Source organism: Micrococcus sp. LASM2_SD2 (genome assembly GCF_057364565.1).
On the sequence record NZ_JBNFOB010000304.1, the window covers coordinates 1 to 2258 of the forward strand.

Genomic DNA, 2258 nt, shown 5'->3' on the forward strand with positions numbered 1-2258 from the left:
GCTCGAACAGGTCGATGGCCTGTTCTCGTTGTTCTGGTGTGAGTTTCGATGGTGCTGGCACAGCACTGCTCCCCGGGTGAGTCGGACTTGAATAGGAGTCCAACTTCCGGGGAGCAGTGCATGGTGGGGTGCGCGGCCGTCGTCGGGAAGGGGCCCTCGGCGGGCGGCGGCTCAACCCTCGTAGACGAGCTCGCGGAACTCCGGGTAGCGCGCCAGGTACTGCTGCACGTACGTGCACTCCGGGGCGATCTGCTCGCCCTCCGCGGCGAGGCGCTGGAGGACCATCGTCACCAGCGCGCGGGCGTAGCCCTGGCGGCCGTAGGCCTCGTCGATGATCGTGTGTTGCAGGCGCACCACAGTGCGGGCCTCGCCCTCGGCGTCGTCCGCGGCGGGGATCTCGTCCACGGTGTAGCCCTCGAAGCCGATGAAGGTGTCGTCCTGGCGCAGCTCGAAGCGGCCGCGGTCGGGATCCCGCGTCAACTTGAGGCGGTCGTGGACGATCAGTTCGGGGCGGTTCACGGTGTCCATGTCCGAAGCCTAGTCCGGGTGCGACGCGGCGCTCAACGGTCGACGGCGCCGCTCAGTCGTCGGCGGGGTCGTAGCACTCCAGGGCCACCACCTTGCCGCCCACCTCCAGGCCCTGGTGCGCCACGAGCACGCCGCCCGGGCGCAGGTACGGGTCCTCCTGCGGCATCGCCTGCAGCACGTCGCGGTGCGCGGTGGCCGCGCCGATCTCCTGCAGCAGCTCCGGCAGCACGGGCCGATGCGAGCAGACCACCAGGGCGCGGCGCTTCTCCAGCAGCCCCCGCATCACGCGGCGGGTCTTGCGCGGGTTGTCCGCGGCGCCGGCCTCGGTGAGGGAGCGCTTGTACTTCACGGGCAGGCCAGAGTCCTTCACCAGCGGGGAGACGGTCTCCACGCAGCGGCGCCACGGCGAGGAGAACAGCTTCTCCGGCGCCCACGCGGACACCAGCCGGCGGTCCGCCAGCGCCTGCCTCCGGCCGGTGGCCGCCAGGGGACGGTCCTCCTCGGCACGGGACCAGGAGGCGCGGGGCTTGGCCTTGGCGTGCCGGAGCAGCACGAGGGGCACGGTGCGCAGCCGGCGCTCGTCGTGCGCGGTCACGAGGGCGTCCAGGGGCTCCACGTCCGCGGCGTTCGTGAGCATGGACCGGGCCTGCTTCGGGGAGACCCAGCGCAGCTCGTCCACCTCGTCACCGTCCGCCCGGCCCTTCTGGCGGGAGGCCTCCGTGGCCCAGTACCAGACCTCCTTGGACCGTGTCCCCGCCCTGCCGCCGCGGGCCTTCACCTCGTACCGGGTGACGGCCAGCGGGATGCCCAGGCCCACGCGCAGGTCCGTCTCCTCGCGGACCTCGCGGACCGCGCACTCCGGCAGGGTCTCGCCCGGGTCCAGCTTGCCCTTCGGCCAGGACCAGTCGTCGTAGCGGGGGCGGTGGATGACCAGGACCTCGAGGCCGCCGGGGCCGCAGCGCCAGGGCACCACTCCGGCCGCCAGCACCTCGGCCTCCGGGGCGGGCACGTGGTGGCCCGCGGCGGCGCGCGCGGCGGTCAGGGCGTACTGCGACGTCGGCATGCTGCTCCGTTCGTTCTCGGTCGGACCCGGGCGTTCCGGGACGGCCCGTCCCACGGCACCGTCCGCACCAGGATAGTGCGCGGGCGGCCGGTCACCGCCTGCCGGTCCCAGGGGCGCGCGGCGCCGGCGGTTCTGTGCGGACGGCGCCCGGCCTCAGGTCGGGCGGTACTGGGCGTCCGCGGCGTCCAGGGCGAAGCCGAGGGACTCGTACAGGTGCACCGCGGCCGTGTTGTCCGCGTCCACGTAGAGGTCCACGCGGCGGACCCCGGCGTCCCGCATGTGCACGAGGCCGGCCACCGTGAGGGCGCGGCCCAGGCCCAGGCCCTGCGCCTGCGGGGAGACGCCCACAGCGTAGACCTCGCCCACGGTCCCGTCGCCCTCGACCTTGGTCCAGTGGTAGCCCAGCAGGGTGCCGTTCTCCTCACGTTCGGCCAGGAGGAACCCGGCGGCGTCGAACCAGTCCTCCCCGCGGCGGTCCTCGAGGTCGTCCTGCGTGAGCGAGCCCTGCTCAGGGTGGTCGGCGAACGCGGCCGCGTTGAGCTGGAGCCAGGCGGCGTCGTCCGTGCCGGGGACGTAGGGGCGCAGGCGGACCCCCGCCGGCAGGTCGGGTGCGCAGAGCGTGGCGAGCGCGGCGGAGTCCGCCGCCATGCGGCGCAGCTCGCGCACC

The 2258-nt window shown here is 73.9% G+C and carries 3 protein-coding genes; all 3 read right to left on the bottom strand.

The features are described from left to right. Positions 1 to 171 precede the first annotated feature (171 nt). Positions 172 to 528: a GNAT family N-acetyltransferase gene (locus AC2W7A_RS11715; RefSeq protein ID WP_485991497.1), complete on the bottom strand. Its 357-nt coding sequence runs from the start codon at positions 526 to 528 to the stop codon at positions 172 to 174. Between the two features lie 52 nt (positions 529 to 580). Beyond that, positions 581 to 1591, bottom strand: coding sequence for an NUDIX hydrolase (locus AC2W7A_RS11720; protein WP_485991498.1), 1011 nt, complete (start codon positions 1589 to 1591; stop codon positions 581 to 583). A 153-nt stretch (positions 1592 to 1744) separates the two neighbouring features. Then, positions 1745 to 2258: mycothiol synthase (gene mshD / locus AC2W7A_RS11725; RefSeq protein ID WP_485991499.1), on the bottom strand; the 514-nt coding region annotated here is incomplete at its 5' end.

Excerpts from the sequence above, each read along its gene's own strand:
- AC2W7A_RS11715 (WP_485991497.1), bottom strand. The coding sequence starts at position 528 with ATGGACACCGTGAACCGCCCCGAACTGATCGTCCACGACCGCCTCAAG.
- AC2W7A_RS11720 (WP_485991498.1), bottom strand. The coding sequence starts at position 1,591 with ATGCCGACGTCGCAGTACGCCCTGACCGCCGCGCGCGCCGCCGCGGGC.